We start from the raw sequence: 22,914 nt of genomic DNA, 5'->3' as shown, positions 1-22,914 counted from the left end.
TAGCTAAACTAGCAAAATGAGGAGTGAACATGAACGACGTCGACCATGTGGTCCTCCTCGACGATGAGGGCCGCGCGATCGGCACGGCTCCCAAGAGCAGCGTCCACGGATTGGACACGGCGCTTCACCTCGCCTTCTCCTGTCACGTGATGAACCCCCGCGGTGAGGTTCTGGTGACGCGTCGAGCGCTGAGCAAGAAGACCTGGCCGGGCGTGTGGAGCAACTCGTTCTGCGGGCACCCTCGTCCCGCCGAGCCGGTGCTCGCCGCCGTGCACCGTCGCGCCGAGTTCGAGCTGGGACTCACCCTGACCGATCTGGAGCTGGCACTCCCCCTCTTCCGCTACCGCGCGACCGACGCGTCCGGAATCGTCGAGCACGAGGTCTGCCCGGTGTACACGGCGCGGACCACCCAGGAGCCCGTCCTGAACCCGCTCGAGGTCGCCGACGCGCAGTGGGTGGACCCCGCCGATCTGGCGGCATCGCTGGAGAGCACGCCGTGGGCCTTCAGTCCTTGGCTGGTCCTGCAGGCGGAGCAGCTGCACCTGTTCGACTCCGGGATGAGCAGGCAGCGCCGCGCGTCATGATCCCCCTCGAGACCCGCACGTCCATCGACGCCACGATCGATCGGTCGCTGCGACGGATCGGCGCTCGTGCCGGCGAACTCGGGCCCGGCTTCGGTGCACTCGCCGATGCGATTGCACGCGCGGCGACCGGCGGCAAGCGGTTCCGTCCCGCGCTGGTGGTCGCGTCCTACCGGGCGTTCGGCGGGGACGAGGATCTTCCTGCCGGCGTGCTGCCGGTGGCCGCGGCGTTCGAGCTCCTGCACACCGCCTTCGTCGTCCACGACGACGTCATCGACCACGACACCGTGCGCCGCGGCATCCCCAACGTCGCCGGTGAGTTCCGGATGCGTGCACGGGGAAACGGTGCGGATGCCGCGGGCGCAGCCCTCCTCGGCGACGCCGCAGCGATCCTGGCCGGCGATCTTCTGCTGCACGAAGCCGCACGCCTGATCGCCCTGGCGGAGGTCGACCGAGAGACCCGGGCGTCGCTCTTCGAGCTTCTGGACGAGGCCATCTACGTCTCTGCCGCCGGCGAACTCGCCGATGTGGAGAACTCGATCGTCACCGAGCACGTCGCCGCCGACGCGATCCTGAACGCCACGTTCAACAAGACCGCGGTCTACTCCTTCAGCGCGCCGATGTGCGCTGGGGCGCTGCTGGCGGGCGCAGGGTCCGAGGCCATCGTCGCGCTGCAGGCCGCGGGCGGCCGACTCGGGCTCGCCTTCCAGCTCGTCGACGACCTCATCGGGGCCTTCGGCTCCGAGGAGCAGGCCGGTCGCGAGGCCGGCGGAGACCTCCGCGAGTCCAAGCGCACACCGCTCATCGCCATGGCTCGTGAGAGCCCCGCGTGGCCGCGTGTGAACGACGCGCTCGCGATCGCGCACACCGGGCCGATCGCGGTGCGCGAAGCGCAGCGGGCCCTCGAGGAGAGCGGCGCCCGCCACCAGCTGCGCAGTCTCATCGGCGATACCCTGGATGATGTGCGCACGGCGGCGTTGGACCCGGCGCTTCCCCGCGAGGCCGCCGAGCTGCTGTACGACCTTTCGCGCACGGTGCAGGAGCGCATCCCGTGAGTCGCGAGCCAACCGGTCTGGCCCTCTACGACCAGACCGCGCAGGATGCCGCGGCCGCGGTGATCTCGGCCTACTCCACCTCGTTCGGACTGGCGACGCGTCTGCTGGGCCCGCGACCGCGACCGCACGTGCGGAACATCTACGCGCTCGTGCGTATCGCCGACGAGATCGTCGACGGCCCCGCCGCCGCGGCAGGGCTGGATGCCCGGTCGGAGCGGGGTGTGCTCGATGGCCTGGAGACCGAGACCCTCGCCGCCATCGAGCGCGGCTTCAGCGCGAATCTGATCGTGCACGCCTTCGCCCGCACGGCCCGGGAGTGCGGGATCGGCTCCGACCTCATCGAGCCCTTCTTCGCCTCGATGCGCACCGACCTCAGCACCGCACGGCATGACGCCGCATCCCACGACGATTACGTCTACGGGTCCGCAGAAGTCGTCGGGCTGATGTGCCTGCAGGTGTTCGTGAACGCCGGGTCCGGCCATCCCGTCCCCGCCCCCGCCGACCTCGCCGACGGCGCGCGGCGCCTGGGTGCGGCATTCCAGGACGTGAACTTCCTGCGCGACCAGGGCCATGACGAAGACGCCCTGGGTCGCGACTATCTGGGGCTGACTTCCGGCAGGACCAGTCGCACGCAGGTGCTGGACACCATCGACGCCGACCTGGCCGCCGCGGCAGCGGTCATCCCGCGCCTCCCGGCGGACTGCCGCAGGGCGGTCACCGCCGCCCACGACCTGTTCGCCGCCCTGTCCGCGCGCCTGCGCGAGAACAGCACGCCCGGGCGCCGTGTGCGCGTGCCGGACGCGGTCAAGGCCACGCTGGCCGCCCGGGCATGGCTCGGGTTCGCACCCCGGAGGAACCCTTCATGAGCACTGCCCACGACGCTTCGGGACACGCGCGATCGGGACCGGAGAAGGGTTCGGCAGTCGTCATCGGCGCCGGCATCGCGGGACTGGCCACCGGAGCGCTGCTGGCCGCAGAGGGGTGGAGCGTGCGGATCCTCGAGGCACGCGAGGTGGTCGGCGGACGCGCCGGCACCTGGGAGCACGGTGGCTTCCGCTTCGACACCGGCCCCAGCTGGTACCTCATGCCCGAGGTCTTCGACCACTTCTTCCATCTGCTGGGCACGAGTGCCGCGGAGGAGCTGGACCTCATCCCCCTCGATCCCGCCTACCGCGTCTACAGCCAGCCCCGGCAGAGCGATCCGTTCCCACCCACGGATGTGACCTCCGGCCGGGCGGCTGCGACGGAGCTGTTCGAGCGCATCGAACCCGGTGCCGGGGCGCTGCTGGATGCCTATCTCGACTCGGCTGCCGATGCCTACGACCTCTCCGTGAACCGATTCCTGTACGACACCTACGAGACGACCGCCGGCCTGCGGGATCCCGCTCTGCTGCGCCGTGCCGGGACGCTCGCGCCGCTGCTGACCAGGTCGCTGGCCAGCCACGTCGAACGACGATTCACCGACCCGCGCCTGCGCCAGATCCTCGGCTATCCCGCGGTGTTCCTCGGCGGCTCCCCGTACGGCGTGCCGAGCCTGTACCACCTGATGAGTCACCTCGACCTCGATGAGGGCGTGCTCTACCCGCGGGGCGGGCTGACCGAGGTGATCCGTGCGGTGGAGCGGCAGGCGCTGCGCTTCGGCGCGAGCGTGGAGACCGGGTGCGAGGTGGCCGAGATCACCACGACGGATGCCGCAGGCCCGGGCCGGGCCGCGGCGACCGCCACCGGCGTGCGGCTGACCGATGGCCTGCGAATCGACGCAGACCTCGTCGTCTCGACCGCCGACCTGCACCACACCGAGACGGCGCTCCTGCCGCCGAAGCTGCAGACCTACCCGCAGAAGTGGTGGGACAAGCGCACTCCCAGCCCAGGGGCACTGCTGATCCTGCTCGGCGTGGACGGCGCACTGCCCCAGCTCGCGCACCACACGCTCCTGTTCACCGAGCAGTGGCGGGAGAACTTCGAGGACATCTTCCAGTCGCCCACCCGGATCCCCGATCCCGCGTCGCTGTACGTGTGCAAACCGTCCGCGACGGACGGCGCAGTGGCCCCGACCGGCAGCGAGAACCTGTTCGTGCTCGTGCCGGTGCCGGCCGATCCGAGCATCGGGCACGGCGGCGTCGACGGCGACGGTGACCCGCGGGTGGAGGCGGCAGCCGATCGGGTGATCGCACAGATCGCCGACTGGTGCGGCATCCCCGACCTCGCCGAGCGCATCGTGGTCCGGCGCACGATCGCGCCGGGCGACTTCGTCGATGACCTCCACTCCTGGCGCGGCAACGCGCTGGGACTGGCCCACACGCTGGGCCAGAGCGCGATGTTCCGGCCGCGCAACGCCTCACGGAAGGTGCGTGGCCTCTCCTATGCCGGCGGTTCCGCACTCCCCGGCATCGGACTGCCGATGTGCCTCATCTCGGCGGAACTGGTCCTGAAGCGTCTGCGGGGCGATCGGACGCCCGGACCCCTCCCCGAACCGGCGAGGGTGTGAGGTGGGCGGTCTCTACCTGCTGGCGATCCTGCTCTCGGGAGCGGGCATCGCCGCTCTGGATGCACGCTTCCGGCTCGCGATGTGGGCGGCGCCCGCGCGGACGGCCATCGCGGTCGGGATCGGCACCGTGTTCTTCCTGATCTGGGACGCGGTCGGCATCGCGACGGGCGTGTTCGTGAAGGGCGACGGCCCGTTCCTGCTCGGAATCGACGTGGCGCCGCAGATGCCCCTCGAGGAGCCGTTCTTCCTCGCGTTCCTGTGCTACATCGGACTCGTCGTCTGGGCGGCAGCGCGACGCGTCCTGCCGAGCGGGCGGACCGAGCAGCGATGACGTACGCGGTCATCGTCCTGCCGTTCGTCCTGGCGACGGCTCTGGTCACGCTGGCCACGCTGCGCCGCCCGCGATTCGGTCGTCGCATGGCCGCCTCGGCAGTCGCGGCGGTGGCGCTGATGCTCCTGACCGCGATCTTCGACAACGTGATGATCGCGGCGGGCCTGTTCACCTATCCCACCGAGCATCTGAGCGGGATCCGCATCGGTCTGGCCCCGATCGAGGACTTCTCGTATCCGCTCTGCGCCGCCTTCCTCGTCCCCGCGGTGTTCACCCTGCTGCCGGCGCGGTCCCGGGCGCGGCGGGCATCAGTCGGCGGGGTTGCCTCGTGAACGGTTCGGCGGCGCTGCGCCCGGCATTTGTCCTTCGAGAGCTCTTCGTCGCGTCGCGGCCGGTGAGCTGGGTCAACACCGCCTACCCGTTCGCGGCGGCCTACCTCCTCACGACGCGTGCGATCGATCCCGCGCTCGTGATCGGCACGGTGTTCTTCCTGATCCCGTACAACCTCGCGATGTACGGCATCAACGACGTCTTCGACTACGAGTCGGACCTGCGCAACCCGCGCAAGGGCGGCGCGCACGGCGCCGTGCTGGACCGGCGCATGCACCCCGTCACGCTGTGGGCCGCGGCGATCGCCTGCTTGCCGTTCGTGGCGTACCTGGTCATCGTGGGATCACCGGCGTCCTGGCTCGTCCTGGCGGTGAGCCTGTTCTTCGTGGTGTTCTACAGCGCGCCGCCGCTTCGGCTCAAGGAGCGGCCGTTCGCGGACTCGGTGACCAGCAGCATCCACTTCTTCTCCCCCGCCGTCTACGGCCTCGTGCTGGCGGGTGCGGCCTGGACCTGGCAGCTCGTCCTCATCCTCGTCGCCTTCGCGCTGTGGGGGGTCGCATCGCACGCCTTCGGCGCCGTCCAGGACGTCGTCGCCGATCGCGAGGCGGGCATCTCGTCGATCGCGACGGCACGGGGTGCGCGCTGGACCGTCTGGTTCGCGCTCGCCTGCTACGCCGCCGCCGGCCTCGTGATGCTCGCGACAGCGTGGCCCGGCCCGCTGGCGGCCCTCGTGTGCCTGCCCTACCTGGCCGCTGTCTGGCCGTTCCGCAACGTCACCGACGACACTGCTGAGACGGCCACGGCCGGCTGGCGACGGTTCCTCTGGATCAACCAGATCGCCGGGTTCGCGGTCACCCTGCTGCTGATCTGGTTCTGGTTCCTCACCACCTGACGCGGAACGCCCGCCACCGCAGTGACGGGCGTTCCGGGATCGGTGCTACTGCTGCTCCCCGAGGGCGATCAGCTGCTGGATGGCCGCGGTCAGCCGGGCATCCGCCGCCGCGAAGGCGGTCAGGTCGCCCGCCTGCAGCGCGGTCTGCTTGTCGATCAGTGCCTGGCCGGCAGCATCCAGGGCCGCCTGATACTCGGTGGAGGGGGCGGTGCCGGGATCCGTCGGCTCCGGTGAGGGCGTCTCGCCGGGGGTGGGCTCCGGTGTCGGGGTCACGTCGCCGTCACCGGCATCCGCACCCGAATCGCCGCCGAACAGCGCATCCAGTGCCTCGCTCAGCGTGTTCTCGAACGCGACCTCGTTGCCGAAGGCGACCAGCACCTTCTGCAGCTGCGGGAGCTGTGTACCGCTGGATGCCTGCACGAACACCGGCTGCACGTAGAGCAGGCCACCGCCGACCGGCAGCGTCAGCAGATTGCCGTTGAGCACCTCGGACTGCCCCTGTTTCAGCAGGTTGATCTGCGACGAGATGATCGGGTCCGAGTTGAAGGTGTTCTGCACCTGCCCGGGACCGGGGATCGTCGTATCGGAGTCGACCTCCAGCATCCGCAGCTTGCCGTAGTCGTCGGACTTCACTCCCGCCTCACTGCCCGCATTGGAGTCCACCGCGAGGTAGCCCATCAGGACGTTCCGCGACGCCGTGCCCTCGGCCGCGGGGATGAAGCTCGTGAACATCGAGTAGCTCGGCGCCTCTTGCCCGGGCATCTGCATCGTCAGGTAGTACGGGGGCTGCAGCTGGGTCTCCAGCTGCGGGTCGTTCGGCGTCTGCCAGGCGTTGTCCCGCTGGTAGAAGGAGCCCGCGTCGTCGACGTGGTACACGCCGAGCGCATAGCGCTGCACCTTGAACAGGTCGGTCGGGTAGCGCACGTGGCTCATGAGCTCTCCCGACATCTCGCTGATCGGCTTGACCGTCGAGGGGTAGACGTTCTGCCACGACTTGAGGATCGGATCCTCGTCGTCCCACGCGTACAGGGTGACCGAGCCGTCGTAGGCGTCGACAGTGGCCTTGACCGAGTTGCGGATGTAGTTGATGTTGTCCAGCGCGAAGCGCTGCGCCGTCGCGTTCGAGTCCGAGATCGCCTGCTGCAGGCTCACCGTCGTCGAGTACGGGTAGTTGGCGCTGAGCGTATAGCCGTCGATGATCCAGACGATGCGGCCGTCCACCACACTCGGGTACGGGTCGCTGTCCAGGGTCAGGTACGGCGCCGCCTTCTGCACGCGGTCGACCGGGCTGCGGTCGTACAGGATCTGCGAGTCCTCGTTCACGTTGTCGGAGAACAGGATCTGCTCAGACTGGAACTTCAGGGCGTAGATCAGGCGGTCGAAGACGCTGCCGATGCTCGGCCCGCCGTCGCCGGTGAACGTCGTCTTCGTCTCACTCGCGCCGTCGGCTCCTGAAGGGTAGTCCAGCTCGACGGGATCGGTGCCCTCGGGTGCGCCGACGATCGAGTAGGTCGGCGAGTACTCGCCGAAGTAGACGCGGGGCTCGAAGTTCTCCTGATCGGAGAGGAAGCCGGCGGCGGGGATGCCGCGTTCGAGGAACACCGGGTCGCCGTCGGACGTGCGGTCGTTGCCCTTGGCCGCGACCATGCCGTAGCCGTGAGTGTAGACCAGGGTGGTGTTCTGCCAGGATGCTGCGGCGCCGAGCTGCTCCATGTCCAGCTCGCGCACCGAGACGACGGTGTCCTGGGAGGTGCCGTCGATCTCGTACCGGTCGACATCGAGCGGGTCGGCGAACTGGTAGAACCCGCGGAACTGCTCGAGCTGACGCACGGTGGGGCTGATGATGGCGGGGTCCATGATGCGGATCTGCGCGGTCGTGGCCGCATCCGCGCGGAGCGCGCCCGCCTCGGCGTCGGTGGTCGCCTGGAAGTCGGTCTTCTCGAGGCCGTCGATCCCATAGGCGGCCTGGGTCATGTCGATGCCGCGCTGGAAGTACTCGCGCTCCAGGCTGAGCTCGTTCGGGCGCACCTGGAACTGGTTGACGACCCAGGGGTAGCCGACGCCGACGACCAGCGACGAGACGATCAGCAGCGCCGTGGCGATCAGCGGGTATCGCCAGCGGCCGATGATGGCCGTGACGAAGAACAGGATCGCGACGATGATCGCGACGACCGCGAGGATCGTCATCCCGGGGATCACGGCGTTCACGCCGGTGTAGCCCGGCCCGGTGATGCGGTTGCCCGGCTCTACCAGCGTCTTGTAGCGGTCCAGCCACAGGCTGGCCCCCTGGACCAGGAGGTACAGACCGGCCAGGACCGCGAGCTGGATGCGCGCCGCCTTGGAGATGCGCAACTCCCGCTGACCGATGCGGACCGAGCCGTAGAGGTAGGCGACGACGGCCGTCACCAGCAGGCACACCAGGAGCACAGCCGAGATGAATCCGAGGAGCGCAGAGTAGAACGGCATCGCGAACAGATAGAAGCCGGTGTCCAGGTTGAACTGCGGGTCGGTCTGCGTCGTGGCCACACCGTTGAACCACAGCCAGGTGGTCTCCCACTGGGCCGACGCCGCGAAGCCTGAGAAGAAGCCGAAGAAGATCGGGATGCCCCACATGGCGAGACGGCGGAGGGGCTCGACGACCTCCTGGTAGCGGTCCAGCTGCGAGCTCAGCCGCGCATAGACCGGGCGGAGCCGGTACGCGAGCTGGATCGCGAGCCAGACCGGCACGGCCATCCCGACGAATCCGACGAGGAACATCACGACCCGGGCGATCCACTGCGTCAGCAGCACCGACTGGAAGCCCAGCTGCTCGTACCACCGCCAGTCGGCGTACAGGTTCGCGAAGACGAAGAACGCCACCACGAGTGCGGCGAGGATCGCGAGCGATATCGCGATGATGCGGCGCGAGCGGGAGGGGGTTGTGGCCGGGGTCGGCGCTGAGGTCGTGGTCACCGTTCAATCCTAGGCGCGCAGGTCCGCCCGGACGTCTGCGGCGTCATCGCCCTCGGCGAACTCCCGGCTGAACGCGACCGTCTCGTGATACTTCGGCCGGGTCAGCCCGCAGTGCAGGTCGGCAGGGCATCGAGGTCGCCGTCGCTGCTGATCGCGTCGAGCACGGCGAGCGAGTCCTCGAGGGTGCTCACGGAGAAGACCCGGAGGCCGTCCGGGACGTGCCCCACGACCTCGTCGCAGTTGCTCGAAGGAGCCAGGAACCAATCGGCACCGGCATCCTTCGCGCCGTACAGCTTCTGGCGGATCCCGCCGATCGGACCGACCGTGCCGTCTGCGGTGATCGTCCCGGTGCCGGCGACGTTCTGACCGCCGTTGAGCTCGCCGGGGGTGAGCGTGTCGATGATCCCCAGCGCGAACATCATCCCGGCGCTGGGTCCGCCGACGTTGTTCAGCTGGATGGTCACGTCGATCGGGAAGTCGTAGTCGGTCGTCAGGTTGACCCCGATCACCCACGAGGTGTCGCCGTTGTCGGCGGTCGCCTGCGTCGGGGTGATCTCCACCGACTGCTGCTGGCCGTTGCGCTCGATGAGCAGCTCCACCGGCGCGCCGTTCCCGTCGTTGATGATCGCGCGCAGGTCGGTGACATCGGCGACCGGCTCGGCATCCGCCTCCAGGATGATGTCTCCCTCCTGCAGGACGCCGTCGGCCGCCGCATCCGCGATCACCGAGTAGACCGAGAGCTGCGCGCCGACGTCGTAGCCGAGTTCGCTCAGTGCAGCGGCGGTCGCCTCGTGCTGCGAGTCGACCATCATCGCCGCGCTCTCCTCGTTGCGCTGCTCGGTGGTCTGATCCTTCGGGAAGACGGAGTCGATCGGCAGGACGGCCCGGCTCGGGTCGAACCAGGCGACGGCGAGCTCGAACCAGGACGGCGTGCGTTCGCGGTTGCCGACGACCTGGACCGTCAGCAGGTCCAGCGCCCCTTCGGTCGGGTACGTCTCGGCGCCTTCGATCGAGATGAGCGGTGTCTCGGTGCCGTCTGCGGAGGCCGCGGTGCCGAGGGTGTTGTAGACCGGGCCGGGTCGCTGGATCACGTACGAGGTCGGCAGGAAGGTGATCACCAGCAGAACGACGAGGGCGACAGCCAGCGCGATGATGCCCGCCGTCATGCCGCGCGAGCGCTGCCGTCGCGGCTGGGCAGGCGTGATGGTGACGTTCTGGTCGAACAGCGCCACGGGTGGACCTTTCTGTGCCTGGTCGTTCGCGACCGGCGTACAGGGAAAGGGTCCGTGCCGGGTGGTGCGATGATCCGTGCGACTAGCGTAGATGGCGAGGTCATGACCCGGCTGAGAGGCGCCTGAAGTGGTGGATTCGAACGATGAGAACGAGCAGAGCCCAGAGGACCAGTTCCAGGATCTGATCCGGCAGCTGTTCGGCGGCGAGGGCGGTTCGGTGGACCCGGAGCAGCTCGCCCAGCTGCGCGGAATGGGGATCGATCCCGCCATGATGCAGACCGTCATGCAGCACCTGCAGGGCGCGTTCGCGGCCGGTGGCGAGACGGGCATCTCATGGGACCTCGCTCAGCGCCAGGCGCTGCACATCGCCAACCAGGACGGCCTGGGGGTCACCGATGGTCAGCGCACCGATCTGGATCAGGCCTTCTCCCTCGCGAGCCTCTGGCTCAGCGAGGCCACCACGATCTCGGACCTGGCCTCGGTGCCGCGCACGATGACGCGCGGCGGGTGGGTGGAGGCGACGCTGCCGGTCTGGCAGGAGCTCGCCGAGCCCGTGGCGACGAGCATCGCCGACGCGCTCACCGCCGCCTTGAGCGAGCAGGCGCCGGAGGACATGCAGGGCCTGGTGCAGGGCGCCGGACGCTTGATGCGCACCGTCGGCGGCTCCCTGTTCGCGAGCCAGCTCGGTCAGGTCGTCGGAAACCTCTCCAAGGAGGTCGTCAGCGGCGGCGACGTGGGCATCCCGCTGATGCCCGACGGCGAGGCCGTCATCCTCCCGCAGAACTTCGCCGACTTCGGTCGCGATCTCGCGATCCCACACGACCAGCTGGCGCTGTACATCGCGACGCGCGAACTGGCGCACGCCCGGCTGTTCCGGCACGCCCGCTGGCTGCGGCTGCACGTGCTCTCGCAGATCACGGACTTCGCGCGCGGCATCCATGTCGACACCGAAGCGCTCGAAGAGCTCGCCTCGCGTTTCGACCCGTCGCAGCCGGACGAGCTGCGCAGTGCGCTGGAGAGCGGCGCGCTGCTGCCCACGCGCAGTGCGGCACAGGACGCTGCGCTCGTCCGCCTCGAGAACCTCCTCGCCACCATCGAAGGATGGGTGGATGTCGTGACCGCGGCCGCGACCTCACGGCTCCCCTCCGCCGACCGGGTCGCCGAGGTCGTGCGACGCCGGCGTGCCGTCGGCGGGCCGGCGGAGCAGGCACTGAGCTCACTCGTGGGACTGGAGCTGCGACCGCGCCGCATGCGCGAGGCTGCCGCGATGTGGCAGGCCGTGACGGATGCCGTCGGCGTCGCCGGTCGCGATGCCCTGTGGGACTACCCCGACCTCATGCCCACCGCCGAGGACATCGACGACCCCGCCGCGCTGGTGGCTCGGCTCGAAGCCCGCGCCCGCGGTGAAGAGCCGGCGCCCGACGAGATGGACGACGCGCTCGCCCGGCTGCTCGCCGGCGAGGACACGCCACCCGAGCCGGAGGACCCCCGCCCGGTCTGATCGGCCCGGTCCGCCGGTCGGCAGAGCGCGCATCGTCTCCTCCCCAGGCATCGCAGCGCTTCGGACGGCGACGCAAACCTGTGGACAGCAGCATCCGCTGCACCCCACCCGGCACACTCGGGGAATGCTCCGACTGGACCCGGCTTTCCCTGTGCTGTGGCGGTCGGTCACGACCATGCAGTTCGGAATCGACGCCGTCGTGGTGGTCGAGGACCCCGCACCCTGGCAGGGCCGGCTGATCCGCGAGTTGGAGCGTGGTCTGCCGGAGGCCGCGCTCGAGCCGGTCGCCGAGTCCTTCGGCGCCCCGGAGGGCGCAGCCACCGAGTTCGCGCGACGGCTCTCCCCGGTCCTGGCGACCGCGCTCGCCGACCTGCGCATCGGGCTGCTGGTGCCCGAGCGCTTCCCGTCGACGCTCGCCGAGAGAGTGCGCGCGGGCCTTCGCTCGGCCGGCGTCCAGACCCGGGACGCGTTCCGGTGCGACGTCCCTGACGACGGTTTCGACAGGGCGATGACCGTCGTGGTGCTCGCTGCGCACCTCCTCGAGCCGCAGCGAGGCAGTGCGCTGATGTCACGCGACCTCACGCATCTGCCGATCGTCTTCACGGCCGGACGCGTCGAGATCGGCCCGCTGGTCATTCCCGGCACGACGGCGTGCTTGGCCTGCATCGCCGCGCACGCCCGCGACGAAGACCCGCAGTGGCCGGTGCTGGCTGCTCAACTGGTGGGTCGCACGCCGCCGGAGGTGTCGGAATCGATCGCCCTGGAAGCGGGGATCGTCACTGCGGCCCTGCTGCGCGAGGCAGCTGAGGACCGGCTCCCTGCGCGCGTGAGCCTGCACGAGCGCTCGCTGCACCGCTCGCAGCGGGTCTTCCCCCCGCACCCGGCCTGTCTGTGCGGCGCCCTCGCGACGCGCTTGCCGCAGCCTGCAGCGCCGACGCGCCGATCTCCCGCGCGAAGCGCGACTGCTGACGATCACGAGACCCGCTCGACCACGATACCGAGAGCGTTCGCGCGGCCCGCGTGATGCCGACGTACGCGAGGCGGCGCTCCTCATCGACTTGTTCGAACGTCGTCGCGTAGCTGATCGGCAGCAGCCCCTCCGAGAAGCCGAGGAGATGCACGTGGTCCCACTCGAGGCCCTTCGCGGCGTGCAGGGTCGCCAGGGTCACGGTGCGCAAAGCCGGCTCATGCTGTGCCCGCGCGCGCGCCTGCAGCTCGTCCGTGAACCCCCGCAACGTCGTCCCGGACGGCGCTTCCTCGGCCAGCCGGAGGATCGCCGCGCGCGCTTCCCACGCATCTCGCAGCGCGCCGCCGGCCTGCGGCGGATCGTCGGTGAGTCCGCGGGTGCGGAGGATGTCGCGAACGGTGTCCACGAAGCTCGTGTCGATCGGCGCGACGGATGCAGCGCGCAACTCCATGATCGACTGGCGCACTTCGGGTAGGTCGAAGAATCGTCTGCCGCCGAGCACCGTGGCGGCGATCCCCAGGTCGGCGAGGGCGCGGATGAGCTCGGCGGACTGCGAGTGGGCACGGTAGAGGACGGCGATCTGCCGCGGATCGGCACCGCCGTCGATCCGGCCACGCACGGCGGCGGCGACAGCGCGGGCTTCGGCCAGATCGTCGTCGTACGCGGCGATCGTGGGCACCTCGCCGGATGCGCGGCCCGTGCCGGCCGGGGCGGTGATTTCCAGCGCGCCGGCCCGGCCGCGCATCAGCTCGTTCGCGACCGTGAGGATCGCGGCATCCGACCGGTAGTTCGTCTCCAGACGGATCACGCGGGCATCCTCATGACGGTGCGCGAACTCCAGCAGGTAGCGGGCATCGGCGCCCGCGAACGAGTAGATCGTCTGGCTCGCATCGCCCACCACGCACAGGTCGCGACGGTCGCCGAGCCAGAGCTCGAGGAGCCGGTGCTGCAGCGGCGAGACGTCCTGGAACTCGTCGACGGTGAAGTGGCGGTACTGCTCGTGGACGGCGGCCGCGACGTGCGGTTCGGCCTCGAGCATGCCGGCGCACGCCAGCAGCACATCCTCGAAGTCGAGCTGCCGACGCGTGTCCTTGAGCTTCTCGTACGCGCGCTGCAGGTCGGCGACCCGGGACACCTCCAGGCGGCCCACCCCCTCCGGACGGGCGAGCGCGTACTGCTCGATGCTCAGCATCGACACCTTGCGCCATTCGATCCCGCTCGCGACGTCTCGCAGCGTCGCGGTGTCCGGATCCAGGCCCATGCCGTCGGCGGCATGGGCCAGCAGCCGCACCTTGTTGTCCACGATCGACGGAGCGGAATCGCCCGCGACCGTGGGCCAGAAGAAGTTCAGTTGCGCCAGTGCGGCAGCGTGGAAGGTCCGGGCGGCGACGCCGTCGACGCCGAGCGCCCGAAGCCGTCCGCGCATCTCACCGGCTGCCTTCGCGGTGAACGTGACCGCCATCACGCGAGCCGGCGAGTACGCGCCGGTGTCGACGCCGTGCGCGATGCGATGCGTGATCACGCGCGTCTTGCCGGTCCCGGCGCCGGCGAGCACCACGACCGGTCCCCGCAGGGCGGTGACCGCCTCGAGCTGCTGCTCGTCGAGGCCGAGGAGCGCCCGGTCGCTCATTCCCCGCTCGCGTACCAGTCGCTGATCAGGCGGTACGCGATCGAGGCCGGTCCGGGCAGGAGCACGTCGCTCGTACCGGCAAGGCCCGCGCCGATCTCGTCTCGTTCGAACCAGCGCACCGCGACGATCTCCTCGCCGTCGGCCTCCGCAGCCGCGTCGTCGGCGGCGGTCGCCAGGAATCCGAGCATCAGCGATCGCGGATACGGCCACGCCTGCGATCCGCGATAGCGGACGTCGACGACATCCACCCCCGCCTCCTCGCTCATCTCGCGCAGCACCGTCGCCTCCAGCGACTCGCCCGCCTCGACGAATCCGGCGAAGCACGAGAAGCGATTGCCGCCCCACATCGCGTTGGACCCGAGGAGCAGCCTGTCGGGGTGGGTCGCGCTCGTGACCGCGACGATCACCGCCGGGTCGGTGCGGGGGAAGTGCTCGCGGCCGCAGCCCGGGCAGTGGCGCGACCAGCCGGCATTCTTCAGGACCGTCCGCGTGCCGCACGCCGGGCAGAACGGCGCGTCCAGCAGCCAACGGCCCAGGCTCAGCGCCTCGACGAACGCCGAGGCGTCGTGTTCGTCCAGCGCACCGCCGACGCTGCGCAGCGCCGCCCATCCAGCGGGTGCGGTGAACAGCTCGTCCTCGGACTGGGCGAAGACGGCACCGAGCACGAAGGCGCCGTCCGCTTCGCGGCCGAGCAGAGCCCACTCGGCGCCGTCCGGGACATCGGTCGGCGACAGCCAGTGCAGCGTGTCGGCGCTGTGCAGCGGAGCACGATCGCCGTGGACGACCAGAACCCGCGTCTGGGCGAGCCCGCGCGCGGTCTCCACGATGTTCGACGTCGAGCGCTCCTCGGCTGCACGATCCAGCCCCGAGCCGGCGAGGGCGGGAAGCGGAAGGCCCTGGGGCGCGGTCATGCAGGACCTCTCTGCGTTGGGCGACAAGCCGGGCGTGGCGCGGGGATGTGCGGGCGTCCCCGACCTAACCTGGCCTCATGGCACGCTCACCCCTCACTTTAGCCGCGTCGGTGACCTCGGCTCTGCCTCGGGTCGGCGTCGTCGGATTCGGCGCGCTCACCGAAGGAGCGACCGGCCGGTACGACGCCGCCGTCGCGGACCTCGATGACGGGCGGCGAGTCGTCGTCCGCGCTCCCGCCGACCCGTCCTCCGCCTCGGAACTGGCCGCCGAGGCGCGCGCGCTTCGCGCCCTGACCCCGGGGGTGCGTGGTCTGCTGCCGTTCCGCGCGCCCGAACTCCTCGGCGAAGCAGGACTCGGCGAGACCCGCGCGGTCGTGGTCGACTTCCTGCCCGGGTACCGGGTGGATGCCGCGCATCTGCCGTCCGGTCGTGGCGCAGCGACTTCGATCGGCGAGGCCCTCGCCGCCCTGCACGCGTTGCCGCTGTCGATCATCCGCACCGAGGGACTCCCGGTGCGCACGCCCCAGCAGGTCCGCGATGACGTGGCACGACTGGCGGATCGGGCGGCGGCCACCGGCTCCGTCCCGGTGTCCCTCATCGTGCGCTGGAAGCGCGCGCTGGCCGCCGACGAGCTGTGGCGGTTCGAGTCGGCGGTCGTCCTCGGCGGAGCAGGTGCGGCGTCCTTCCTCTTCGAGGATGTCGATGCCGAACCCCGCGTCACCGGAGTGCTGGAGTGGCACGGACTCTCCGTCGGCGACCCGGCGTCGGATCTGCAGTGGCTGGCCTCCGCGCCCACCGCGGCCGACGACGTCTACGCCGCGTACGTGGCGCACAGTCGCCGTGCCCCCGACGGTCTGGCACGCGAGCGCGCGCGCCTCTACGCCGAACTCGAGTTCGCCAAGTGGCTCGTGCACGGTGCCGAGGCCGGCCGCGCCGACATCGTCGACGATGCTGTGGGGCTGCTCGAATCGCTCGCCGCGGGTGTGCGCGACGATGACATCGTGCTGGATTCCGCGCTCGGCGTGGACGATGCCATCGCGCTGCTGGATCGTGTCCCCGCGTCAACGGCGGCGGTGGACACGTCCATGCAGACCGACGCCTACGACCCTGAAGAGCTGTCCCTCTGGGTGACCGGCGACATCGATGAAGACGAGGGTGGTTCGGCGGCCGACTCCGATCCCGTGCCCGTCGACGCTCCTGTCGCCCCGGCCGCCTCGCACGACGACACCTCGACGGCGCCGATCGACATCTCGGCGTGGACGAGGCAGACCGCCGCCCCCGCCGACGACGCCGAGGTGCAGGCGGATGCAGCTCGCTCGTCGGACGCCGCGCTGAAGCGCTGGCTCGCCGACTGATCCTTCCCCGTTCACGTCGAGCTCAGGCGCGCAGGACCAGGTCGGCGGCGACGTAGTACAGCGCGACGTCGATGTCCTCGACGGGCACTCCATGCTTCTCGTGGTACGCGCGCCGGTAGAGCTCGAGCTGCAGCATCCGCTCCTCGCGCTCCGCTCCCGAGCGCGGTGGCGCACCGGTCTTCCAGTCGACGATCTCGATGCGCCCACCGCGGTCTTGCCTGCGGTACACGGCATCGAGCTTGCAGATGACGATGTGCGGTCGGCCGTCGAGATCGGTCAGGGTGAAATCGATCTCCGTCTCGACCTCGATCGGGCTGAGGGGCCCCCATTCGGAGGCGGCGAAGGTCGCCTTCAGCTGCTCGAGGATCGCGGAATCCTCTGAGGACACCGCGGCCGAGGACGGGTCGTCCTCGTGCTCCCAGAGCGCGTCGTCGAGTGACCCGGCGGTACCCACCCGTCCGGAGCGATGCTCCACCCAGGCGTGGAAGAGCGTTCCGCGGCGCGTCTGCTCGAACGGCCGCTCCGGAAGCGGCCGGGCGAGGCGGCCGACGGCGGCGTCGTAGTCGGAGACGAACTCCTTGAACCGGGACGCGGCGATACGGGTCGGCGCCGATCCGACGGCGGGCCTGGAGCGCGCCTCGCGCTCGGCGAGCAGGAGCGAGACGTCGGCGTCGGGTTCGGCTCGCGGTGACGCCAACGCACGCTCCACAGCCGCTGCCGCGGCGTGCACGGCGGGCCGTCGTGCGCCGAGCGGATCGATCGGCCACGACAGCGTTCGCCGCTCCCCCAGGTACGGGTCGTCTCCCGGATCGTCCTCGGGAAGCTCGACACCCAGCGCTTCCGCGATCTCGGTGAGGAACACGCTGCGCTGTCGAGGTCGTTTCGTCCCCGACCAGCTCGCTCCGGTCAGCAGCAGGTGATCGCGGGCGCGGGTGACGGCCACGTACGCCAACCGCCGGTCCTCGTCGAGCTGGCGGGCGCGGTTGGCAGCGACGAACGCATCGATCGCCGCCTTCAACTCCTGCTGGTTCTGCGCGCTCTGCCAGCCGAGGGCGGGAAGCCATGCGGAATCGCCCCGGAACGAGTACGGCAGGATGCCGAATCCGAGCCACCCCTTCGTGTCGCGGGCCATGCTCGGAAGCTCGTCTTTGACCAGCCGCACCACGGCGACGGCGTCCCATTCGAGTCCTTTCGACCCGTGGATCGTGAGCAGCTGCACCACGTCGTCCTCGGGCGGCTCGGTGCGGGGTGCGAATTCGTCCAGCTGCTCCGCGTGGTCCAGCCACGCGAGCAGGTTGCTGATCGAGCCGGACTCGTCGGCTGCGAGGAAGCCCTGCAGCTCGTCGACGAACGCGCGCAACTGCGACGACGCGATGCGCGCGGGGCCTCGCGCCTCGTTGGCTGCCAGCTCGATGTCCAGTCGCAGCTCGAGCTCGATCAGGCGGACCAGCTCCGGCACCGGCATCCCGATCGCCCGCCGAAGTCCGGCGAACACCACGGCCGCCTCGCGCAGCCGTTCGCGCGCCGCCGGCGTGAAGCCCGCCAGCCACCCGTGGTCGGGAGCGTGCCGCGGGAAGAAATCCAGGGCGTCGATGAGCGAGCCGTCCTCGTCGCCTGCGCTGCTGCGGATCCGCTCGATCACTTCCGGCGCCAGCGGCTGCAAGGCGGTGTCGTGGCGGGCGATCCGCCGAGCCAGCGCGGCCAGTTCGCGAAGGTCGGGCAGACCGATCGAGAAGCGCGGACCGGCCAGCAGTCGGATCAGCGCCGAGCCCGCGGTCGGATCGCTGAGCACACGGAGCGCGGAGACGACGTCGACGACTTCGGGGGTGGAGAGGAGTCCACCCAGCCCCAGGATGCGGTGCGGGATGCCGCGTCGCCCGAGCGCGTCGCCGAAGCGGACCATGTGCTTCTTGCTGCGGAACAGGATGGCGCCGGTGGTCGGGCGGCCCTCGCGTGCCCGGGCGGCCCGGACCTGTGCGAACCACGCGGCTACGCGGTCGGTCTCGGCGTCCAGGTCGGCGTCGAAGGCGAGCTGGACACGGCCCTCGGGAGCCGCCGGTCGGGCGCGCAGGGCCTGCACGGGAACCGGCGCCGAATCCGCCAGCGGCGCCAGCACGGCGTTGGCCGCCTCCAGGACCGCCGCACTGTTGCGCCAGCTGGTCAGGAGCGAGAATCGGGCGCACTCCGCATCGGGGCTGAAGGCGGCGGCGAAGCCGCCGAGATTCCCGGCGCTGGCACCCCGCCACCCGTAGATGGCCTGATGCGGATCGCCGACGGCCATCACGGCGGTCCCGGCGAACAGCGTCGCCAGCAGGTCGGTCTGCACGACGGAGGTGTCCTGGTACTCGTCCAGCAGCACGACGCGATAGCGCTCGCGCAACTCCTCCGCGACCGCGGCGTGCGCCCGAACCACCTCCAGAGCGCCGGCGACCTGATCCGAGAAGTCGAGCACACCGATGCGGCGCTTCTCGATCGCGTACTCGCGCGCGAGGTCGGTCAGCAGCGCCAGCGCGGAGACCTTGCCCTCGGCATCCTCCACGTCTTTGTAGACGACGGTGGCGCGGCTGGTCGACGGCTTCTCGAGCACCGTGCGGAATCGGCTCGGGAACCGGGCGAGTTCGGCGAAGTCGACCAGGTTGTCGGTGCCGTCGCGTGCGATGCGCAGGGCGGCGTCGATGATGCTGCGGACCGCCTCCACACGCTCCTCGAGCCGCGGATCATCGGAGGCGAAGACGACACGTCGCATCAGCAGCCAAGCCGCGGATTCGGACAGGATCGCCGCCTCGGCGTCCCGGCCGATCCGGACGGCGTGCTCGCGCACGATCTGGTCGGCGAAGCTGTTGTACGTCGAGACCGTCGGCCGGTGCAGCAGCGCATCGTCATCAGGCTCGGCGGAGTCGGCGCCGACCAGCACAGCCAGCGCGTCCATCGCGCTCGCGCGCGACGCGGTCGCCGCCGACGCATCGGAGTCGGACGCGCGCTCGAGCTCGGCGAAGACGTCCAGGCGACCGTCGGCGTGCAGCACCGGGAGGGCGGGCAGCAGCCCGCGTCGCTCGAACTCGGACAGTCGCTGCAGCCGACGCTGGATCCGCTCGGCGAGCTCGCCGGCCGCCTTCCGGGTGAAGGTCAGACCGAGCACCTCGTCGCGGCGGACCAGTCCGTTGGCGACCAGCCACACCACCCGCGACGCCATGGTCTCGGTCTTGCCGCTGCCCGCGCCGGCGATCACGAGCGCCGGCGCCAGCGGCGCCTCGATGACCGCCGCCTGTTCGGCGGTCGGGGGGAACTGTCCGAGCGCCGCGGCGATCGTGACGGCCGAGAGCCGTGCGGAGGCCGACGAGGGAGCGGATGCCGGTGCGGCACCGATCGCAGTGGCGCTCATGACGCGCTCACCGCCCCCACGGTGTGGATCCGGCACAGCCCGTAGGAATGCTCGTCGCGACAGTGCTCCTCGAACGGTGCAGTGAACATCGTCCCGCGCATGACCGAGACCGCCGCACGGATCCGGGCGAGGAAGGCCTCACGGCTCTCCTCGTCGAAGGGCGGCTGCCACGGGGTCGCGTAATCGGCGCGCGTGGCGGTGGGCCGGAGCACCAGCAGCTTCGCGCCCCCGGGCGGCAATCCGGCCGCCGCCGGGATCGCCCCGGATTCGAATGCCAGCTGGTAGGCGCCCAGCTGCGGGTTGTCGACCACCTTCGCATCGGTCTGGGGCTCGCGCTTGCCGGTCTTCAGGTCCATGATCACGACCGTGCCCTCCGGCGTCAGCTCCACGCGATCGATGTATCCGGACAGGATCGCGCCGTGGTCGAACGCCTCCTCGCCGTCGAGGGGGATCGCGACTTCGAAGTGCGGCTCCGCGCCGATCAGGCGACCACCGGACTGCTCGAAGCGGTGCAGATACAGGTGCAGCCTCCGCACCAGGTCCCGCGCGCGCGTCTGCTCGGCGCGGTCACGCCACGGCGCCTCGAACGTCAGCTCGGGCCAGCGCGACTGCACCGCGGCCCACAGACCCGCTTCATCGGTGCCCTCGGCGTGTTCGAGCGCGGCGTGGATGATCGTCCCGATCCCGGCCGTGGTTCCGCCCGCGTCTCCGCCGAGGTCGCCGATGACCCAGTTCAGCTCGCACTCCTCGAGCGTGTGCAGGCGCGACGGCGAGACGCGCACGTCCTCGATCGCCAGGTCCCGCAGCGGCCCGTCGGAGCTGGGAGACGGCACGCCGTACCATTCGCCGGGCGCCGCGCCGGGAACCCCCGCATCGGTCAGCAGCGCCAGCTGTGCGGCCGCATGCGCGCCGCGCACTCGGGCGGACGGATCGGTCAGCCCGCGACGGTACTGCGCCACGAGCCCGCGCAGGGACAGCGGATGATCGACGCTTCGCCGCTCGATGTCCGGCAGGAACTCGAAGAACACGCTCGGACCGGTGTCGTCATCGTCGACGGCGGTCACCACCACCTGGCCGGTCGCCCGCGACATCGCGCGTGCGAGCAGCCGCAGCTCATCGTGCATCGCCGCCCGACGCCGGTCGAGGGTGCCGGCGGGGACGGATGCCTCGGCCGCCGCATCCGTCAACCGCCACGTCTCCAGCAGGCTGCCGCGCAGCCGCGTGTTCGGCCACACGCCGTCCTGCATGCCGGCGATCACCACGGTGTCGAACTCGGTTCCCAGCGCGCCCGCGGGGGTGAGGATCTGCACCGCGTCGCCCCTGGACGGCGGGTCGAGGCGGTCCTCGGCGACGTCGCTGTCCAGGACGCCCCGCACGAAGACGCGGGGATCGGCATCGAGCGACCGTTCGGCGAACCGCTTGGCGGACTGGAACACCGCGACCACGGCGTCCAGGTCCCTGCCGGCCTGCTCGGCCAGCGGCCCCGTGCCACGTGAGAGGTCGACCCATCCGCCTTCGAGGGCGCTGCGCTCCCATGCGCTCCACAGCAGCTCGTGGGCGGTGGCGCCGCGTTCCAGCTCCGCCCGCAGCGTCGCGAGGGTCCGGGCGAGCGCGGCGCCGCGTCGCGCTTCGCGGGTGTCGAGGAGATCGAATTCGAGCGGCCGACGCATCGCCGACAGCAGCAGCTCCCACCCGGACGGCACGATCGCCCCGGACATCGTCTCCTCCGCCGCCGCGGCTTCGGACAGCGCCGCGTGCCGAAGCGCCGAGCGCAGCCGGCGCAGTTCGACCGGGTCGAGCCGGCCGTACGTCCCCAGCAGTGCGTCCGAGATCTCGTCGGCGCTCCACTCGTCGCGTCCGGACAGATCGACGAGTCGCAGCAGGTCGCGCACCGGGGGCAGCGCGCCCAGCGCGCGCCCCGGGCCACTGGATCGCGTCGGGACCTCGCGCGCGGCCAGTTCGGTCTCCAGCGCGACCACCTGCCGCGTGTCGTGCGCGATCACCGCGCATGAGGCCCAGGGCACGGCGTCGTGGACGTGTCGCTCGCGCAGAACCCGGGCGATCGCGTCGTACTCCTCGGCCGCCGAGCGAACGGTGAACGCGCGCACCGAGGCATCCGGCTCCGCGTCCGTCGACGCCGCGCGATGACCCACCAGGCCCACCGCACCGATGCGCTGGGTCACCCGCCGCACGATCTCGTTCTGCCACGGCGTCCCGCGATGGCGCCCGGGCAGGACATGGATCCCGCCCAGGGCGGCCGACAGACGCGCGAAGTTCTCCGGCGTCGCGCCGCGGAACGCACCCGCGCCGACGTCCGGATCACCGAACGCCACGACGGCGATCCCGCGCTCCACGCACGCCTCGAGGAGCTCGACGCCGCCGCTGGTCAACTCCTGCGCGTCGTCGACGAGGACCACGCGCACACCTGCGAACACCTCGGAGGGAGAGGTGCGCAGCAGGCCGACGGCCTCGCGCACGAGTCCGGCGGCGTCGCGGTGGGCGCCGCGCATATCGGCGCGCACCTGCAGGTATTCGCGGAAGAAGGATGCCATGCTCGCCCACACGGGCAGATCGTGCGCCACCGCCAGGGCGTGCAGACGCGCCGGCTCGATGCCGAGCGTCGTGCTTTCGGCCAGGAACGTCCGCACCTCGGTGCGGAAGCCCTTGGTCGCCCGGATCGACGGCCCCAGCCATGCCGGCCACCGCGACACGCCGGCCGCCTCGTCTTCCGCGTCGCCCTCGAGCAGATCCTGCAGGATCTGATCCTCGTCGCCGCCGGTGAGCAGCTGCGGAGGCTCGTCGCCTGCGGCCACGGCGCTGGCCCGCACGATCTGGTATGCGAACGAGGCGATCGAGCGTGCGAGCGGCCCGGATGTGGCACGCCCGACTGCGAGACCCAGACGGTCTCGCAGCGCGGTGGCCGTCTGTCGGGAAGGGGTCAGCACGAGCAGCGAATCAGGGTCCAGACCTGCGGCGACCAGCTCGGCGGCGCGCGCGAGGACGGTCGCCGTCTTGCCGCTGCCGGGCGCGCCGACCACCACACCCGAGGCATCGACGGGCAGCAGCGCGACCGCACGCTGGGCGTCATCGAGGCTGCCGGGCGCGACGGAGAGGAGACCCGGAACCATGCTTCGACGGTAGTCGCGTGCATCGACATCGGGCCGTCCCACTCCGGTCAGCCGCCGGGTGCGCCGCGTTCGCCCAGAGCGTTCGTGCGACCCGGCCGCGACGGGCGGCGGCGCCGAGGCGTGTCGTAGAGTTGCTCTGCGCGGCGGGATCCGACCTGCCTGACGCAACGGCCCCGGGG

At 70.8% G+C, this 22,914-nt stretch carries 15 protein-coding genes; 9 read left to right on the top strand and 6 right to left on the bottom strand.

Features of this window, described 5'->3' with window-relative positions; genetic code table 11:
• The first annotated feature begins 29 nt into the window (after positions 1-29).
• From idi to BLT19_RS10165, 7 genes are read left to right on the top strand one after another with little or no spacing between them, the layout of a single operon-like run.
• Positions 30-584 (top strand): isopentenyl-diphosphate Delta-isomerase, encoded by a 555-nt coding sequence (gene idi, locus BLT19_RS10195; RefSeq protein ID WP_091489432.1) that lies wholly within the window; start codon positions 30-32, stop codon positions 582-584.
• Entirely contained in the window at positions 581-1,636 is a 1,056-nt protein-coding gene (locus BLT19_RS10190) for a polyprenyl synthetase family protein (protein ID WP_091489430.1), read from the top strand. Before idi ends, BLT19_RS10190 begins: the two co-directional genes overlap by 4 nt.
• Complete coding sequence (locus BLT19_RS10185) at positions 1,633-2,502, top strand: phytoene/squalene synthase family protein (RefSeq protein ID WP_091489428.1); 870 nt, start codon at positions 1,633-1,635, stop codon at positions 2,500-2,502. Before BLT19_RS10190 ends, BLT19_RS10185 begins: the two co-directional genes overlap by 4 nt.
• Positions 2,499-4,124, top strand: coding sequence for a phytoene desaturase family protein (gene crtI / locus BLT19_RS10180; protein ID WP_091489426.1), 1,626 nt, complete (start codon positions 2,499-2,501; stop codon positions 4,122-4,124). The genes BLT19_RS10185 and crtI overlap by 4 nt, the downstream gene beginning before the upstream one ends.
• Before the next feature lies 1 nt (position 4,125).
• A complete protein-coding gene (locus BLT19_RS10175) occupies positions 4,126-4,455 on the top strand; it encodes a lycopene cyclase domain-containing protein (RefSeq protein WP_091489424.1) in 330 nt (109 codons plus the stop codon).
• Positions 4,452-4,787, top strand: coding sequence for a lycopene cyclase domain-containing protein (locus tag BLT19_RS10170; protein ID WP_091489421.1), 336 nt, complete (start codon positions 4,452-4,454; stop codon positions 4,785-4,787). The genes BLT19_RS10175 and BLT19_RS10170 overlap by 4 nt, the downstream gene beginning before the upstream one ends.
• Complete coding sequence (locus BLT19_RS10165; protein WP_172825618.1) at positions 4,784-5,677, top strand: prenyltransferase; 894 nt, start codon at positions 4,784-4,786, stop codon at positions 5,675-5,677. Before BLT19_RS10170 ends, BLT19_RS10165 begins: the two co-directional genes overlap by 4 nt.
• 45 nt (positions 5,678-5,722) lie before the next feature.
• On the opposite strand, the gene BLT19_RS10160 is transcribed toward BLT19_RS10165, so the two are convergent.
• Positions 5,723-8,629 (bottom strand): UPF0182 family membrane protein, encoded by a 2,907-nt coding sequence (locus BLT19_RS10160; protein WP_091489415.1) that lies wholly within the window; start codon positions 8,627-8,629, stop codon positions 5,723-5,725.
• A 101-nt stretch (positions 8,630-8,730) separates the two neighbouring features.
• Positions 8,731-9,861, bottom strand: a complete 1,131-nt coding sequence (locus BLT19_RS10155) for a YlbL family protein (protein WP_091489412.1) — start codon at positions 9,859-9,861, stop codon at positions 8,731-8,733.
• Between the two features lie 130 nt (positions 9,862-9,991).
• Here BLT19_RS10155 and BLT19_RS10150 point away from each other — a divergent pair, with 130 nt between their 5' ends.
• Positions 9,992-11,362 (top strand): zinc-dependent metalloprotease, encoded by a 1,371-nt coding sequence (locus tag BLT19_RS10150; RefSeq protein ID WP_091489409.1) that lies wholly within the window; start codon positions 9,992-9,994, stop codon positions 11,360-11,362.
• Between the two features lie 776 nt (positions 11,363-12,138).
• On the opposite strand, the gene BLT19_RS10145 is transcribed toward BLT19_RS10150, so the two are convergent.
• Positions 12,139-13,959 (bottom strand): ATP-dependent helicase, encoded by a 1,821-nt coding sequence (locus BLT19_RS10145; protein WP_091489407.1) that lies wholly within the window; start codon positions 13,957-13,959, stop codon positions 12,139-12,141.
• Complete coding sequence (gene nudC / locus BLT19_RS10140; RefSeq protein WP_091489404.1) at positions 13,956-14,870, bottom strand: NAD(+) diphosphatase; 915 nt, start codon at positions 14,868-14,870, stop codon at positions 13,956-13,958. The genes BLT19_RS10145 and nudC overlap by 4 nt, the downstream gene beginning before the upstream one ends.
• Before the next feature lie 77 nt (positions 14,871-14,947).
• Here nudC and BLT19_RS10135 point away from each other — a divergent pair, with 77 nt between their 5' ends.
• Positions 14,948-16,225 carry a phosphotransferase gene (locus BLT19_RS10135; RefSeq protein WP_091489401.1) on the top strand — a complete coding sequence of 426 codons (1,278 nt, stop codon included), beginning with the start codon at positions 14,948-14,950 and terminating at the stop codon, positions 16,223-16,225.
• Between the two features lie 22 nt (positions 16,226-16,247).
• On the opposite strand, the gene BLT19_RS10130 is transcribed toward BLT19_RS10135, so the two are convergent.
• Both BLT19_RS10130 and BLT19_RS10125 read right to left on the bottom strand, forming a co-directional pair.
• Positions 16,248-19,607, bottom strand: a complete 3,360-nt coding sequence (locus BLT19_RS10130; protein WP_091489398.1) for an ATP-dependent DNA helicase — start codon at positions 19,605-19,607, stop codon at positions 16,248-16,250.
• On the bottom strand, positions 19,604-22,735 hold the full coding sequence (locus BLT19_RS10125) for an ATP-dependent helicase (protein WP_091489396.1): 3,132 nt from the start codon (positions 22,733-22,735) through the stop codon (positions 19,604-19,606). Before BLT19_RS10125 ends, BLT19_RS10130 begins: the two co-directional genes overlap by 4 nt.
• Positions 22,736-22,914: the final 179 nt, after the last annotated feature.

It is taken from the genome of Microbacterium pygmaeum, from assembly GCF_900100885.1.
In the GTDB taxonomy this organism is placed as follows: Bacteria; Actinomycetota; Actinomycetes; order Actinomycetales; family Microbacteriaceae; genus Microbacterium; species Microbacterium pygmaeum.
The sequence above is the reverse complement of the archived record's forward strand: the minus strand, read 5'-3'. Positions and strand labels throughout refer to the sequence as shown.

Excerpts from the sequence above, each read along its gene's own strand:
- idi (WP_091489432.1), top strand. The coding sequence starts at position 30 with ATGAACGACGTCGACCATGTGGTCCTCCTCGACGATGAGGGCCGCGCG.
- BLT19_RS10125 (WP_091489396.1), bottom strand. The coding sequence starts at position 22,735 with ATGGTTCCGGGTCTCCTCTCCGTCGCGCCCGGCAGCCTCGATGACGCC.
- BLT19_RS10145 (WP_091489407.1), bottom strand. The coding sequence starts at position 13,959 with ATGAGCGACCGGGCGCTCCTCGGCCTCGACGAGCAGCAGCTCGAGGCG.
- nudC (WP_091489404.1), bottom strand. The coding sequence starts at position 14,870 with ATGACCGCGCCCCAGGGCCTTCCGCTTCCCGCCCTCGCCGGCTCGGGG.
- BLT19_RS10130 (WP_091489398.1), bottom strand. The coding sequence starts at position 19,607 with ATGAGCGCCACTGCGATCGGTGCCGCACCGGCATCCGCTCCCTCGTCG.
- BLT19_RS10135 (WP_091489401.1), top strand. The coding sequence starts at position 14,948 with ATGGCACGCTCACCCCTCACTTTAGCCGCGTCGGTGACCTCGGCTCTG.
- crtI (WP_091489426.1), top strand. The coding sequence starts at position 2,499 with ATGAGCACTGCCCACGACGCTTCGGGACACGCGCGATCGGGACCGGAG.
- BLT19_RS10170 (WP_091489421.1), top strand. The coding sequence starts at position 4,452 with ATGACGTACGCGGTCATCGTCCTGCCGTTCGTCCTGGCGACGGCTCTG.
- BLT19_RS10190 (WP_091489430.1), top strand. The coding sequence starts at position 581 with ATGATCCCCCTCGAGACCCGCACGTCCATCGACGCCACGATCGATCGG.